Origin of the sequence: Marinospirillum celere, assembly GCF_900112235.1 — a bacterium.
Taxonomy (GTDB): domain Bacteria; phylum Pseudomonadota; class Gammaproteobacteria; order Pseudomonadales; family Halomonadaceae; genus Marinospirillum; species Marinospirillum celere.
Genome location: NZ_FOLH01000001.1, coordinates 879,974 through 893,456 on the forward strand (window position 1 = coordinate 879,974; position 13,483 = coordinate 893,456).

A 13,483-nucleotide genomic window follows, 5' to 3' on the forward strand; every position below is an offset into this window, starting at 1 on the left:
CCAAAACAATGCACTCAGCAAATTCCATCACAGCCACCAAGCCGCTGTTAAAGGAGCTGGCTCAAAACCTTTTCTTCACCAGCCTGGCCTGCTTGGTGATTGCGGTTTTGATGAGCCTCTTGAGCCCCCTGTCAACACTTGCCTCCCTGAAAATCGCTTTCAGTTATGGCATCAGCATGACCCTGCTACTTAACCTTTTTCTGGTCTGGTGGCCCAGTTATCCGGTTTGGATAACCGCAGGCAGTGGGGTACTTTTAGGCTTATTACTGGGTACCAGTGTCATGATACTGGAAATTCATGGCTCGTTTACCAGGGCTTTTACTGAACAGCCCCTGCAGGTTTTAGGCAATCTACTCATTGGCCTGATTTTCAGTTTCACGGTCTGCTACTTCTTCTATATTCACTACCGCACCCAAAAGCTTCAGGCTGAACAGGCTGAAAAAGAAAAAAGCCTGGCGCTCAGCCAACTCAGGCTTTTGCAAAGCCAGATAGAACCTCATTTTCTGTTTAATACCCTGGGCAATATTCAGGGATTAGTGGATACCCAGCCCGATAAAGCCAAGCAGATGATTCAGGCGCTGACTGCGCTGCTGAGAGCTAATTTGTCCCAGGTTCGATCAGATACTACCTCTTTGGACCAGGAACTTGGCCTGGTAAGAGCCTATCTGGAAATCCAACAATTACGCATGGGGCCAAGGCTGAAGTGGAGCATCCAGTGCCCGGAATCCCTGCATTCAGTGGCAATTCCCCCGTTACTCCTGCAACCCCTGGTTGAAAATGCCATTAAACATGGTCTGGAGCCCTTGCCCGAGGGCGGTGAAGTCAGCCTGGAAATAACCACTGAACAAAATCTCATCCAACTTCTTGTTAGAGATAGCGGCCGGGGCTTTACTGATCACCCAACTACCCAGGGTGAAGGTCTGGGGTTAAGTAATCTTCGCCAACGCCTGGAACTCTTCTATGCGGATCAGGCAAAATTAACCATTACTCAACCAAAAGCAGGCGGAACCCAAATTCAACTCAGTTTTCCCTTGGACATTCCAGGAGCACCCGAAAATGCCCATCACCTGCCTCTTGGCTGATGACGAGCCTATCTTACGTTTTCATTTACAGCGCCAGCTGGAAGAACTCTGGCCTGAACTGGATTCGATTATTACCGCTGCCAACGGTGATGAAGCCTGGGATCTGATTCAGGAAAGCCAACCCCAAGTGGTCTTTCTGGATATCAAAATGCCAGGAGCCAGTGGCCTGGAAGTGGCTCACAGAATGCAGACATCCGGCCTGACCGAAAACTGCCAGGTGGTTTTCCTGACCGCCTATGACCAGCATGCTCTGGAAGCCTTTGATCGAGAGGCCCTGGATTATCTTCTCAAACCCCTGGATGAAAAGCGCCTGGAAAAAACCCTGGATCGACTGAGGCGCAACCTGGCAGAGCGTCAGCCGCAATTGGCCAGCTTGCAGCGCCTGGAAGAGCTTTTAAACACCCAAAACCAGCTGGCAAAAACAGCCGCACCCCGCTATCTGAAATGGATCAAGGCCCTCCAGGGTGACAGTATTCATGTCCTGGATGTTGAACAGATTTTAGCTTTTCAGGCCGAAGACAAGTACACCACCCTGATCACCTCAGAAGGTAACTTTTTGATCCGCACCTCACTTAAACAGCTGGAACAAGAGTTGGCCCCGGATCTCTTCTGGCGCATCCATCGCAGCACTCTGGTACAAGTCAGCCAAATTGCTCGGGTCAGCCGTAGTTTTACTGGCCAATTAGAAGTTCAAGTAGAGGGTATCAAGAAACCTCTGGCTGTTAGCCGACGCTTTGCAGACCAGTTTAAACAAAACTGACTGGCCTCCCAGCCAAAAACCACCTAGGCTGGAAGCAATTCAATAGAGGTTTTTTTATGAAATCAGAACTGACCAAAAATGTACTCGGCGGCCTCTTGCAGCCCTGTAGCTTTGATACCCAAACCGGCTTTTTCCGGGATGGCTACTGCCACACCTGCATGGAAGATATAGGTATGCATACTGTTTGCGCCCTAGTCACGGAAGAGTTTCTGGCCTTCAGTAAACAGCAAGGTAACGATCTAAGCACACCTCGCCCCGAATGGGGTTTTCCCGGTCTTAAAGAAGGTGATCAGTGGTGCCTGTGTGCGCTACGCTGGGCTGAAGCACGCGAAGCAGGCGTAGCACCTGCAGTGGTTTTGGAAAGCACGCATGAAAATACGCTCAACGTGGTTCCCCTGGCGCACCTAAAGCCCTACGCAGCCCACTGAGCTTTCAAGAGAAGTCTTTAAGCAGCACTGGCTCCAGAGTCACGCTGCTAGTGTCGTTGGAAATGAAAATCTGATCTTCACTGATATTGCACTGGAGCTGCATACCTCTTTCCATCAATCCAGCCATTTCCTTGACGCTGGCTTCAGGAATTTCCCAAACCTGCAGGTTTTTAAAACGCTGCAACCCACTCTGGTTCTGCTGCCACCAAATGGGTACGCTACGCCCGCCATAGGCATAAACCTTGACCCGCTTGGCCTTCTGACTGGCCTTGCGCAGCCACTTTTCATCCAGCTGCCCGAAGGCAATCCAGAGCTCAATATCACCGTGCAGATTATATTCCGCCAGCTCGGGCTCACCTTCATCGCTTAAATCCTTGGCAAACACCAAATCCTCCGAAGCATTGAGGGCAAAAGCCAAAACCCGAACCAGGAGGCGCGCATCCGTTTCTGAAGGGTGCTGGGCTAGGGTTAAACTGTGATCTTGGTAATAGTGGCGCTGCATATCGGCAATTTGCAGCTGAACGCGTATAACTCTGGCTTTCTGTGCCATGTAAAAAGGCTTCCTAAAGGAAAAACGCTATTATAAAGAATTTATCCAGCAATTACCTGCCACACTAGGCGCATTAGAAAGTGCAGCCTTTATTTTCAGATAATTAGGGCTTAAGCTGACTCCATATTGATTATTTCTTATCTGCTACTAGGAAGCCCAACCATGACTCTGGAAGATCCGCATCTCAATCTTCGCAACCTGAAAAAGAAAGACTACCCCCAGCTAAAAAGGCTGATGGACAAGGTTTACGACGATATTGGCGGAGCCTGGCCGGAAAGAACCATCAACAAGTTAATCAAGGATTTTCCCGACGGGCAGATAGGTATTGTTGATGATGATCGGCTAGTCGGGGTTGCATTAAGTGTACTTGTCGACTATGCCACCTTCTCCGAACCCCATAAATACAGTGATCTGACTGATAACAACGAGCTGGTGCGCAACAACCCCAATGGCGATGCCCTCTACGGCCTGGATGTACTGATCGACCCTGACTACCGGGGCCATCGCTTGGGTCGTCGTTTATATGACACCCGCAAGGAAATGTGCCGCTCCATGAACCTGCGCGCCATTATCGCAGGCGGACGTATCCCCAACTACCATGAGTACGCCAAGGACTTAAAACCGACCGAATACCTGGAGGAAGTGGCTCGCAAAGAAATTCACGACCCCATTCTCTCCTTCCAGCTGGCCAATGACTTTATGGTCAAACGTCTGATGCGTGGATATCTTCCCGAAGATGACCGCTCACATGGCTATGCCACCCTGCTGGAATGGAACAATATCCTTTATGAGCCAGCGGACCTGATTCTGGATAGCGTTAGCACCGAGGCGCGAGTGGGTGCTGTACAGTGGCAGATGCGTGAATTTGACTCTGTAGATTCAGTACTGCAGCAGGTGGAATACTTTGTCGATGCCCTCTCCGACTATGGCAGTGACTTTGCCGTCTTCCCGGAGCTGTTCAACGCCCCACTTATGGGCCTCACCGATCAATCTGACACCATGCAGGCTGTGCGCTTTTTGGCCACCTTCACTGAGCAGTTCAAAACCGAACTCATGCGCATGGCAGTCAGCTACAACATCAATATTATTGCTGGTTCTATGGTCGAAGAAGGTGAGGATGAACTCCTCTACAATGTCGCCTACCTGTTCCGCCGCGATGGCACCCTGGAACGCCAGCCCAAGCTGCATATCACCCCCCAGGAAAGGCGCGACTGGGTGATTGAAGGCGGCCATGAGCTTTCAGTGTTTGAAACCGATGCCGGGCGCATCGGGATGCTAATCTGCTATGACGTAGAGTTTCCAGAGCTGGGTCGCCTGCTGGCTGATGATGATATGGATATTCTCTTCGTGCCCTTCTGGACAGACACCAAAAACGGCTATCTGCGGGTACGCCATACCGCCCAGGCCCGCGCCGTGGAAAACGAATGCTATGTGGTCATCTGCGGCAGTGTAGGCAACCTGCCTTCGATTGAAAGCCTGGATATTCAATATGCCCAGTCAGCGGTCTTCTCACCTTCAGATTTTGCCTTCCCGCATGATGCGGTGCTGAATGAAACTACACCCAATACCGAAATGATTTTCTTTTCGGACCTGGACTTCACACGTCTGAAGCTGGTACGTAGTGAAGGCTCAGTCACCAACCTGAAAGACAGGCGAACCGATTTGTTCAGCGTGAAATGGCGTAAGAAAAAGGCCAACAATAACTGAACTGGTGAATTACCTGGGTAAACGCTAGTCTCAATAAAAGAACCCTGCCAGGAGAAGAAGTGGCCATGCATATTTTTCTAGGCAAAACCGCCCTACTACTCAAAGGCCTGCTGATTACACTAATTGCCTGGTGTTTAAGCTTTTCTGCGCTGGCTAGAGACCTGCAAGTTAGCGACGAGCAGCTGGTTAAAGTTGAGGTCGCCACTCTGCTGCTCACTCAAGGCGGCACTCCGGTGGTACTTTTGCGTGAACCAGGCAGCAGTGAAATGATAGCCATCTTCATAGGCCCCAATGAAGCTCGGGCCATTTCAGATGCCCTTCAGGACACTCTGCCCAGGCGCCCCATGACCCATGATCTGGTTAACCAGGTTTTGATCAATCTGGATGCACGTCTTAAACGGGTATTAATTGACGACCTTAGTGATGGTGCTTTTTTGGGCTTTCTGGAAGTGGAGCTTCCCGGAAAAGATGATCCACTATTGATAGATTCCCGGCCCAGCGATGCCTTGGCTCTGGGTTTAAGAGCCGGTGCAGGCATCTATGTTGGTCCGGATGTCCTGGCCTCAGCAGCACTGCTTGATCATGAGGCTCTGGAAAATCAATTGGTCAAGGCTGCTGGTATCAGTGTTAGTGAAGCCACCCAGGATTTGCGTGCTGCTTTGGACTTACCTGACCAGCCCGGCGTTCTGGTTACAGAAACTCAAGGCTCAGCCACTGACAAAGGACTCCAGGCAGGCGCATTAATCATGGCGGTTAATGGAAAACCGCCACATACGCCCATGGAATTCCTGGAGTTAATGCGCCAAACACCACCGAGCCAGGAAGCTGAAATTGCCTATTGGCTGGAAGGTGAAGAGCTTAGATTACACCTGAAAGTCGGCTTCAAAACCGCTCGCCCTGAACCTAGACAACGTCAACATGACTCCCAACTATGAGTAAAAAACAGCTACTGATCGTTGCTCATGCGCCCTCACCCAATACCCGTAAGCTAGTCGATGCCGTTCTGGCTGGTGCCAAGCATGATGACATAGAAGAGGTGGAAACCCGTTGGCTGCCGCCTCTCGAAACACAACCCGATGATATATTAAAGGCAGATGCCATCATCCTTGGAACTACTGAAAACCTCGGTTACATGAGTGGCGCCCTGAAAGACTTTTTCGACCGCTGCTATTACCCAGTTCTTGAAGAAAAACAGGGGCTTCCCTGCTGTCTGTATATTCGAGCCGGACTGGATGGAACAGGTACGCGTCGAGCGGTGGAAAGCATCGTCACTGGACTGCGCTGGAACTGGGTGCAGGAACCGATCATCTTCAAGGGCGAATGGCAGGATGAATTTATTGATCAGGCTCAAGAGATAGGTCAGGCAATGGCTGCGGGACTGGATTCAGGGGTATTTTGAGCGATTAAGTGGATCAGAAAGCACGCCAAGATGAAATGAAAAAGCCTGAAATCCTGATGACCACCGCAATGCAACAAGCAAAGCTTTCAGTCATGAAGGAGAAGAATTTACAAAGACGCTAGCCGTAACCAAGTTAGATCAGCTCTTCCCTAATACAGTTACGCCCCTCTGCTTTAGCTCGATACAGCGCCTCATCTGCACGGTGCAGCAGGCTATCCAGAGTATCTTTTTCCTGAAAAAGGGTCACACCGACAGAGCAGGTTTGCTGATCAGGAACCAGTTGCTGCAATCTCTCCAGTAAAGGCTTTACAGACTCTAAGTCCGTATCAGGGCAAACCAGTACAAACTCCTCACCACCCGTACGGGCAAGTAAGTCCGTTGTTCGCAAAGCCGTTTTCCAATTAGCAACCAAGGCAATTAAAAGTTGATCACCGGCAGAATGCCCGTAGCTATCATTGTATTTTTTGAAAAAATCCAAATCCATAAAGGCCAAAGCCAGTGGTACTCCCTGCCGCAAAGACCTGGATATTTCCACTGTCAGGTATTCTTCCAACCAGCGCCGATTGGCTGCGCCCGTCAAAGGGTCAGTGCGAATCAGATGCTCTAGTTCTGCAGCCTGTTGCTGATTACGGCGCAACAGAAAGGTCATACGAAAGAGCATCAAAATAAATAAAATGATAGAGGCCGAAGCCGCTATGTGTACCAGTCCGCCATTTGATGGGGTTATCAGCAGGATGGATGCAGGTACCGCAATCGCAATGATCCCTATAACCAGTAAACGTAAAAAAGCCAGTTGATTGCTTAAAGGCCGGTCTGTTAAGGGATCTTTGGCAGAAGGATGCCAAGCCGCAGCGGCCATCAAGCCATAGACACCATACCAAAGTAAGTCCAGTACGCCGCCTCGTTCATACCAGCCAGTACTGACACCATAGGCATGCAGAAGGTCAGCCATAAGCAGCAAAGTGATAGCACCCAAAAGCATGATCAGGGCTAGAGAGCGCCTGACGCCCAGAAAAAACAACTTCAAAGTAAACATCAAGAGCAGGAGGTCAGCAACCGGATAGGCAGAAGCCATCAGCAGATGTAGAGGCTCCACCTCGCCCAGGAAAGGCTGGATCATTGCTGCCCAAAACAACACAGTAGCCGCAACTACGACCATCAAGGAATCAATTAAAGCCCCTTCAGTCGTTTCAACTGAGCGCCCAAAATGCCAGATGGCTAGAACAAGCAACAGATAAGTCGACAAATACAGCAGGTAAATCGGCAGTGGTGAAGCCACCCAGATTTTTAACTCCGAAAAGTGCCAGAGAAGATGCCCTGCAAAGCTAAAAAAACCTGCCAGAGAAACCAGTAACCAGGCCTTTCTCTGGTACAAATCAGGTCTTAGCAGGCAAGCCATAAAAACAGCAGAGGCGCTGAGCAGGCTAATAAACAGGTTATTGATGGCCAGCACCATCCCATAGGGCAAATACCAGTGCAACAAGGCAGCAGCGGCTATAACCAAAAGCAGGAGCAGCCACCCCTTTTGCATACAGAAGCCTACATAAATGTTCCTACTGGTTACACAAGCCTTTGGATCCAGCAAAAGATCACCTACCAGTAATTGGACTTAAACAGCTTAAATCCTACCACAGATGTTACAAAAAAAGCCTTATCTGGCAATAAGGAGCCTCACCAAGATTTCAAAAAGATGACATAAATGTTTCGCGTCTTTTCTGTGGGGGCTATAATGCGCGCGTTTTCAATGTTACGAACCAGCAAAAAAAACTCTGCTGTTGATTTTATTGCTTGGCCACAAGCCAATACAATGAAGACTGGCTACGAACAAGGTGCTTATGTCCTATTCTTTTTTTGATTTTCTGCAGTTGATCGGTGCTCTTGGGATTTTCATCTTCGGGATGAAAGTATTCAGTGAAGGGCTGCAGAAGATCGCTGGCTCTCGGCTGAAAGGCATTCTCGCTGGCATGACCCGCAATCGTGCAGCCGGTGTAGTAACTGGCTTTGGAACCACGGCCATCACTCAGTCCTCCACCACAACCACCGTTATGACGGTGAGTTTCGTGAATGCAGGCCTGCTCACTTTTGTTCAATCAACCGGCGTCATCATGGGGGCCAACATAGGCACTACCATAACCGCCTGGATGGTTGCCCTGTTTGGTTTCAAGTTTCAGATAACCCCTATTGCCTTAGCGGTCATTGGCATCTTTTTCGCATTTCTTTTCTCCGGCAATAGCCGCTTGAGAAATATTGCGGAGGCTATGGTCGGTTTTGGTATCCTCTTTATCGGCCTGGAGTTCATCAAGGGCGCAGTACCCGATATCAACACCAACCCTGAAATTTTTTCCTTTTTGGATAGCTATTCCAATTACGGCTACCTCTCATTAGTACTCTTCGTTGTGGTTGGTGCAGTTCTGACCCTATTGACCCAATCTTCCTCGGCAGCAACTACCATTACTCTGGTCATGCTCTTTGAGGGCTGGGTTTCTTTCCCCATCGCCGCAGCTATGATTCTAGGTGAAAACATTGGCACCACTGTCACCGCCAATATAGCCGCCATGGCGGGGAATGTTTATGCCAAACAGGCCGCACGCTTTCACTTTTTCTTTAATGTGATCGGTGTCATCTGGATGCTTCTGATCATATTGCCTTTCCTGCATCTTATTGATTTTATTGTGCAGCATTTTGCTGAAAACTCTCTATCCGTCATGGGCGGAGAAGTAGAATCTAGAGCCAATGCCACTCTTGCATTATCGCTCTTCCACACCTCCTTCAATATTCTGAATGTACTGATTCTTTTTGCCTTCGTACCCCTACTGGTTCGCTTTGTTGAATATATTCAGCCCGTTCGCGGCAGCACGGGTGATTTTCACTTACGCTACATCAGCACTGGCCTGATGACTTCACCAGGGCTTTCCATTGAGCAGGCCAACAAAGAAATCCAGCATTTCTCAAGCATCGTTGAGGAAATGCACCAGATCACCAACGAACTCTTGTTTGATCCCAAAGCCGATACCAAAACTCTGCTTGGTAAGATCAAAAAATATGAAGAGGCTACCGACCAGCTGGAAATAGAAATTTCCGACTATCTGGTACGTATTAGTGAACATACCAACATGGAACATGATCTCACTGAACGCATTCGCTTCCTGCAAACCATGATCAATGATCTGGAGCGTATTGCTGACATCTACTACCAAATTGCCAAATTAACTGAGCGTTTTGATGGCACCGGAAGTGGCTGGCCTGAAACAGCACTTCAAGAAATGGCACGCATGATGGGCAGCGTTGGCCGTGCGATTCAATCCATGAAAAAGCATGTCGGCCAGACGCCTGAAGACGTCAATCTCGATGAATCACTCGAACTGGAGCAACAGATTGACAGGGTTCGTGATGAGTGTCGTGATAACCACTATGCCCGCCTGGAAGCAGGTGAGTATCCGACCCGAGCCGGAGTCACCTTTATTGATATGCTTAATCGACTGGAAAGGATTGGCGATCATATTCTAAATGTTAATGAATCTGCGGCTGGACGACGCCTTAAGGCCATGCGTATTGACGGCCAGGATTACTAACACACACTTCATCTCTTGGCCCCTCCCGGTGAGGGGCTTTTTTTATTCCATCGCAGGGTTTTGTACATAACCAGAGCGTCAACCAAGCCTTTACAGGAATGCCTGAAACCCTTCGGCAGTCTAGCCACCACCTCAAACCCCTGCTTCTTCCAAACATGGATAGCCTACTCAAAAGGGGTGGCTTGCTCGCTCATTGATCCGGCTCCTGGAGTCTAGTTCCTAAAACCCGTAAAAATATCATAAAAAAAGGCCAGCCCTAGAGGCTGGCCTTTTGCTGATGACTAAAAGGACTGTAAAAAGATTACAGCTTGCCTTCCAGCTCAGGTACGGCTTCGAACAGATCCGCCACCAGACCATAGTCAGCAACCTGGAAGATGGGCGCTTCTTCATCCTTGTTGATCGCAACGATCACCTTGGAATCCTTCATACCCGCCAGGTGCTGAATGGCACCGGAGATACCGGCAGCAATGTACAGCTGAGGCGCAACGATCTTACCGGTTTGACCGACCTGCATATCATTAGGTACGTAGCCTGCATCAACCGCAGCACGGGAGGCACCGACAGCACCACCCAGTTTGTCAGCCAGCTTGTAGATAATGTCAAAACCTTCGGCACTACCCACACCCCGGCCACCGGATACCACAATACCGGCAGCGGTCAGTTCAGGACGGTCAGAAGCAACCAGCTCTTCACCCACAAAGCTGGACAAACCAGCATCCGTGGCTTGATCCAAAGCGGTAATCTCAGCAGAGCCGGTATCAGCAACCGGATCAAAGGAAGTACCACGAACAGTAATCACCTTCACGGCATCTTCGCTTTGTACGGTAGCAATGGCATTACCGGCATAAATCGGACGCTTAAAGGTATCCGCGCTTTCTACAGCAATGATTTCAGAAATCTGATTCACATCCAGCAGCGCAGCGACACGAGGGAAGACGTTTTTGCCTACACCGGTAGCGGCTGTCAGCAGGTGAGAAAAGTCCTTGCCAATCTCAGCCAAAAGCGCTGCCACATTTTCAGCCAGTTGGTGACCATAAACGGCATTATCGGCAACCAGAACCTTACTCACACCGTCCAGTTTAGACGCCGCTTCAGCCGCAGCCTGGCAGTTTTCACCAGCAACCAAAACCTGGATATCGCCACCAATCGCTTTGGCAGCGGCAACTACATTGGCTGTCACAGGTGCCAGTTCATTATCATGATGATCAGCTACAACGAGAATGCTCATTAGACCACCTTCGCTTCATTTTTCAGTTTATCGACCAGCTCATCCACGCTGCCCACTTTGATGCCTGCAGAACGCTCAGCAGGTGGCTCAACTTTCAGGGTCTTCAGCTTGGAAGCCACTTCCACGCCATAGTCCGCAGGCGTCTTAGTATCCAGCGGCTTTTTCTTGGCTTTCATAATGTTGGGAAGCTTGGCATAACGAGGCTCGTTCAAGCGCAGATCGGCACTCAGTACAGCGGGCAGCTTGACCTCGATGGTTTGCAGACCACCATCAATTTCGCGCGTCACCTTCGCCTTGTCGCCTTCCACTTCAATCTTGGACGCAAACATGCCCTGAGACATGCCGGTCAAACCCGCCAGCATTTGAGGGGTCTGGTTGTTGTCGGTATCGATGGACTGTTTACCCATCATCACGATTTGGGGTTGCTCTTCTTCAACAACCTTGGCAAACAACTTTGCTGCAGTCAGCGAATCCACGGCTTCATCGGTTTCAATGAGAATACTGCGATCAGCGCCCAGAGCCATAGCAGTACGTAGCTGCTCCTGGGCTGTTTTAGAACCAATAGTGACCGCAATGATTTCAGTCGCTGTGCCCTTTTCTTTCAGGCGTACCGCTTCTTCAACCGCGATTTCACAGAAGGGGTTCATGGACATTTTAACATTCGCCAGATCAACATCTGACTGATCCGCTTTAACGCGAACCTTGACGTTGTAATCAACAACGCGCTTAACAGGGACAAGAACCTTCATAGATTCTCCGTTTTCTCAGTGGTTGAAACAGCAGGCCGCTTTAACAAGGTCAACCTGCAACATAAAAAATTTTTGCGTTCCTGTAACACTTGCTGTACGAATGATGACTCCAAGTCAGCTTTCAGTCAAACGTTGACTTAAACTGACGAGTCACATTTTAAAGCTTATAATCTCCTGACCTAAGCCTTTTTAGGCCTTTTGCTGCCTCATTACCGGCCAGCTCTTGACCTAAACCAAACGACCGTTTTAAATACACTCTAGCATTTCTGATAACGAAAACAACCCAATTTTGAGGAGAGTTGCCGTGGAACGCGAATCTATGGAGTTTGATGTACTCATCGTCGGCGCTGGCCCCGCAGGCCTTTCCGCTGCCATCCGTCTAAAACAACAAGCCAACGAAGCCGGCAAGGAGCTGGAAGTTTGTGTTGTTGAAAAAGGCTCCGAAGTGGGTGCACATATTCTTTCGGGTGCCGTCATTGAGCCTCGCGCCCTGGATGAACTCATCCCTGACTGGAAAGAAAAGGGTGCACCACTGAACACCAAGGTCACCAAAGATGATGTCTATTTGCTGAAAAATGAAAATGCCGCCAGCAAACTGCCCAACTTTGCAGTCCCCAAAACCATGCACAATGATGGCAACTACATTGTCAGCCTGGGTAATGTCGTGCGCTGGCTTGGTGAGCAGGCCGAAGAGTTGGAAGTCAACGTCTTTCCCGGCTTCCCTGCAGCAAGCATCATTTATGGTGACCAAGGCGAAGTCCAGGGCGTCATCACTGGCGACATGGGCATAGGTGCTGATGGCGAACCCAAAGACAGCTTTGAACCCGGCATGGAGCTACGCGCCAAATACACCCTCTTCAGCGAAGGCTGTCGTGGTCACCTGGGCAAAGAGCTAAGCGCCAAGTTCAACCTGGAAGAAGGCAAAGACCCTCAACACTATGGTATCGGCATCAAAGAACTCTGGGATATCGACCCAGACAAACATGAGCCGGGTCTGGTTGTACACGGCTCTGGTTGGCCACTACCCAGCGATACTGGCGGTGGCTTCTTCCTTTACCATGATGAAAACAACCAGGTTGAAGTTGGCTTGATTGTCGATCTTTCCTATTCCAACCCACATTTGTCACCTTTTGATGAATTCCAACGCATGAAGCACCACCCAGTCATCAAACAATACCTGGAAGGTGGCAAGCGCGTTAGCTATGGCGCTCGTGCGATTACCAAAGGGGGCTACAACTGCCTTCCTAAAATGACCTTCCCCGGTGGTCTCTTGATTGGCTGTGATGCTGGCACCTTGAACTTCTCCAAGATTAAAGGCGTTCACACCGCCATGAAATCAGGCATGCTGGCTGCTGAAACCGTGTTTGAAGCCATTCAGGCAGGTGATGAAGGCGGTTCTGAGCTGACCGCCTTTACTGAAAAATGGGAAAGCAGCTGGGCCAATGAAGAGTTGAAAAAAGCACGCAACTTCGGACCGGCCATGCACAAATATGGCACCTTCCTGGGCGGCGCTTTCAACTTTATTGATCAAAATATCTTTGGTGGCAACCTGCCTTTCACTCTGCATGACACCAAGAAAGATCATGAAGCGCTCAAGCCAGCCAGCGAATGCGAGAAAATTGACTATCCCAAACCGGATGGCAAACTGAGCTTTGACAAGCTATCGTCTGTCTTCCTGTCCAATGCAGTCCACGAAGAAGACCAGCCTTGCCACCTACGCCTGAAAGATCCTGAGCTACCCATTAGGGACAACCTGCCACAGTTCGATGAACCCGCGCAGCGTTATTGCCCTGCGGGTGTCTATGAAGTGGTTAATGATGATGCAGGCAAGCCTAAGTTTCAGATTAATTTCTCAAACTGTGTACATTGCAAAACCTGTGACATCAAGGACCCTGCACAAAACATCACCTGGGTGACTCCTGAGGGAGGTGGCGGTCCTACCTACCCCAATATGTAAGACGCCCAGCGCATTAAAAAAGGAGGCCTTCAAGGCCTCCTTTTTATTTCA

Annotated in this window: 12 protein-coding genes; 8 read left to right on the forward strand and 4 right to left on the reverse strand. The window is 49.7% G+C overall.

Annotation, left to right across the window (positions count from 1 at the left end; genetic code table 11):
• Nucleotides 1-8: 8 nt before the first annotated feature.
• Genes BM185_RS04160 through BM185_RS04170 form a run of 3 tightly spaced genes read left to right on the forward strand, consistent with a single transcriptional unit; the run spans nt 9 to nt 2,270 of the window.
• A complete protein-coding gene (locus BM185_RS04160; protein ID WP_091959642.1) occupies nt 9-1,082 on the forward strand; it encodes a sensor histidine kinase in 1,074 nt (357 codons plus the stop codon).
• Nucleotides 1,057-1,842: a LytR/AlgR family response regulator transcription factor gene (locus BM185_RS04165; RefSeq protein WP_245751677.1), complete on the forward strand. Its 786-nt coding sequence runs from the start codon at nt 1,057-1,059 to the stop codon at nt 1,840-1,842. Before BM185_RS04160 ends, BM185_RS04165 begins: the two co-directional genes overlap by 26 nt.
• A 56-nt stretch (nt 1,843-1,898) precedes the next feature.
• On the forward strand, nt 1,899-2,270 hold the full coding sequence (locus tag BM185_RS04170; protein WP_091959645.1) for a DUF2237 family protein: 372 nt from the start codon (nt 1,899-1,901) through the stop codon (nt 2,268-2,270).
• A 4-nt stretch (nt 2,271-2,274) separates the two neighbouring features.
• Here BM185_RS04170 and BM185_RS04175 read toward each other — a convergent pair whose 3' ends face one another.
• Nucleotides 2,275-2,820: a YaeQ family protein gene (locus BM185_RS04175; RefSeq protein WP_091959648.1), complete on the reverse strand. Its 546-nt coding sequence runs from the start codon at nt 2,818-2,820 to the stop codon at nt 2,275-2,277.
• Nucleotides 2,821-2,982: 162 nt separating this feature from the next.
• Between BM185_RS04175 and BM185_RS04180 the strand changes: the two genes are divergently transcribed.
• From BM185_RS04180 to BM185_RS04190, 3 genes are all read left to right on the forward strand, one after another.
• On the forward strand, nt 2,983-4,527 hold the full coding sequence (locus BM185_RS04180) for a bifunctional GNAT family N-acetyltransferase/carbon-nitrogen hydrolase family protein (protein WP_091959652.1): 1,545 nt from the start codon (nt 2,983-2,985) through the stop codon (nt 4,525-4,527).
• A 65-nt stretch (nt 4,528-4,592) separates the two neighbouring features.
• Nucleotides 4,593-5,462 (forward strand): bifunctional nuclease domain-containing protein, encoded by an 870-nt coding sequence (locus BM185_RS04185; RefSeq protein WP_091959655.1) that lies wholly within the window; start codon nt 4,593-4,595, stop codon nt 5,460-5,462.
• Complete coding sequence (locus tag BM185_RS04190; RefSeq protein ID WP_091959657.1) at nt 5,459-5,926, forward strand: flavodoxin family protein; 468 nt, start codon at nt 5,459-5,461, stop codon at nt 5,924-5,926. Before BM185_RS04185 ends, BM185_RS04190 begins: the two co-directional genes overlap by 4 nt.
• 133 nt (nt 5,927-6,059) lie before the next feature.
• On the opposite strand, the gene BM185_RS04195 is transcribed toward BM185_RS04190, so the two are convergent.
• On the reverse strand, nt 6,060-7,457 hold the full coding sequence (locus tag BM185_RS04195) for a GGDEF domain-containing protein (RefSeq protein ID WP_091959660.1): 1,398 nt from the start codon (nt 7,455-7,457) through the stop codon (nt 6,060-6,062).
• A gap of 304 nt (nt 7,458-7,761) precedes the next feature.
• Here BM185_RS04195 and BM185_RS04200 point away from each other — a divergent pair, with 304 nt between their 5' ends.
• Complete coding sequence (locus BM185_RS04200) at nt 7,762-9,498, forward strand: Na/Pi cotransporter family protein (RefSeq protein ID WP_091959663.1); 1,737 nt, start codon at nt 7,762-7,764, stop codon at nt 9,496-9,498.
• A 301-nt stretch (nt 9,499-9,799) separates the two neighbouring features.
• On the opposite strand, the gene BM185_RS04205 is transcribed toward BM185_RS04200, so the two are convergent.
• Complete coding sequence (locus BM185_RS04205) at nt 9,800-10,726, reverse strand: electron transfer flavoprotein subunit alpha/FixB family protein (protein ID WP_091959666.1); 927 nt, start codon at nt 10,724-10,726, stop codon at nt 9,800-9,802.
• On the reverse strand, nt 10,726-11,475 hold the full coding sequence (locus tag BM185_RS04210; protein ID WP_091959670.1) for an electron transfer flavoprotein subunit beta/FixA family protein: 750 nt from the start codon (nt 11,473-11,475) through the stop codon (nt 10,726-10,728). The genes BM185_RS04205 and BM185_RS04210 overlap by 1 nt, the downstream gene beginning before the upstream one ends.
• 319 nt (nt 11,476-11,794) lie before the next feature.
• Between BM185_RS04210 and BM185_RS04215 the strand changes: the two genes are divergently transcribed.
• The gene (locus tag BM185_RS04215; RefSeq protein ID WP_091959943.1) at nt 11,795-13,432 is read left to right on the forward strand and encodes an electron transfer flavoprotein-ubiquinone oxidoreductase; all 1,638 of its coding nucleotides are present in this window, start codon (nt 11,795-11,797) and stop codon (nt 13,430-13,432) included.
• The last annotated feature ends 51 nt before the right edge of the window (nt 13,433-13,483 follow it).

What these genes read in the sequence shown, in the direction of transcription:
- BM185_RS04160 (WP_091959642.1), top strand. Translation starts at nt 9, where the DNA reads ATGCACTCAGCAAATTCCATCACAGCCACCAAGCCGCTGTTAAAGGAG.
- BM185_RS04165 (WP_245751677.1), top strand. Translation starts at nt 1,057, where the DNA reads ATGCCCATCACCTGCCTCTTGGCTGATGACGAGCCTATCTTACGTTTT.
- BM185_RS04170 (WP_091959645.1), top strand. Translation starts at nt 1,899, where the DNA reads ATGAAATCAGAACTGACCAAAAATGTACTCGGCGGCCTCTTGCAGCCC.
- BM185_RS04175 (WP_091959648.1), bottom strand. Translation starts at nt 2,820, where the DNA reads ATGGCACAGAAAGCCAGAGTTATACGCGTTCAGCTGCAAATTGCCGAT.
- BM185_RS04180 (WP_091959652.1), top strand. Translation starts at nt 2,983, where the DNA reads ATGACTCTGGAAGATCCGCATCTCAATCTTCGCAACCTGAAAAAGAAA.
- BM185_RS04185 (WP_091959655.1), top strand. Translation starts at nt 4,593, where the DNA reads ATGCATATTTTTCTAGGCAAAACCGCCCTACTACTCAAAGGCCTGCTG.
- BM185_RS04190 (WP_091959657.1), top strand. Translation starts at nt 5,459, where the DNA reads ATGAGTAAAAAACAGCTACTGATCGTTGCTCATGCGCCCTCACCCAAT.
- BM185_RS04195 (WP_091959660.1), bottom strand. Translation starts at nt 7,457, where the DNA reads ATGCAAAAGGGGTGGCTGCTCCTGCTTTTGGTTATAGCCGCTGCTGCC.
- BM185_RS04200 (WP_091959663.1), top strand. Translation starts at nt 7,762, where the DNA reads ATGTCCTATTCTTTTTTTGATTTTCTGCAGTTGATCGGTGCTCTTGGG.
- BM185_RS04205 (WP_091959666.1), bottom strand. Translation starts at nt 10,726, where the DNA reads ATGAGCATTCTCGTTGTAGCTGATCATCATGATAATGAACTGGCACCT.
- BM185_RS04210 (WP_091959670.1), bottom strand. Translation starts at nt 11,475, where the DNA reads ATGAAGGTTCTTGTCCCTGTTAAGCGCGTTGTTGATTACAACGTCAAG.
- BM185_RS04215 (WP_091959943.1), top strand. Translation starts at nt 11,795, where the DNA reads ATGGAGTTTGATGTACTCATCGTCGGCGCTGGCCCCGCAGGCCTTTCC.